Below are 576 nucleotides of genomic sequence, written 5' to 3'. Positions count from 1 at the left end.
AGACAATCTGTGTGGGCACTCAAAGTGACATGGATTCTTAACGTCCTCGGACGAAAAATGAATACCAAGTCTCTGAGTGAACACGTAATTCATTACGAAGTTTAATTCACGAGCATCAAACTTAAATTGAAGAGTTTGATCATGGCTCAGATTGAACGCTGGCGGCAGGCCTAACACATGCAAGTCGAGCGGTAGCACAGAGAGCTTGCTCTCGGGTGACGAGCGGCGGACGGGTGAGTAATGTCTGGGAAACTGCCTGATGGAGGGGGATAACTACTGGAAACGGTAGCTAATACCGCATAACGTCGCAAGACCAAAGTGGGGGACCTTCGGGCCTCATGCCATCAGATGTGCCCAGATGGGATTAGCTAGTAGGTGGGGTAATGGCTCACCTAGGCGACGATCCCTAGCTGGTCTGAGAGGATGACCAGCCACACTGGAACTGAGACACGGTCCAGACTCCTACGGGAGGCAGCAGTGGGGAATATTGCACAATGGGCGCAAGCCTGATGCAGCCATGCCGCGTGTATGAAGAAGGCCTTCGGGTTGTAAAGTACTTTCAGCGAGGAGGAAGGC

General features: G+C 52.1%; 1 rRNA gene. It reads left to right on the top strand.

The annotated features are described in order from the left end of the window. Positions 1-123: 123 nt before the first annotated feature. Positions 124-576 (top strand): 16S ribosomal RNA (locus tag AC007G_RS28305); the annotation flags it as partial.

This window comes from Klebsiella sp. CSG-1, assembly GCF_056521145.1.
The sequence above is the reverse complement of the archived record's forward strand: the minus strand, read 5'-3'. Positions and strand labels throughout refer to the sequence as shown.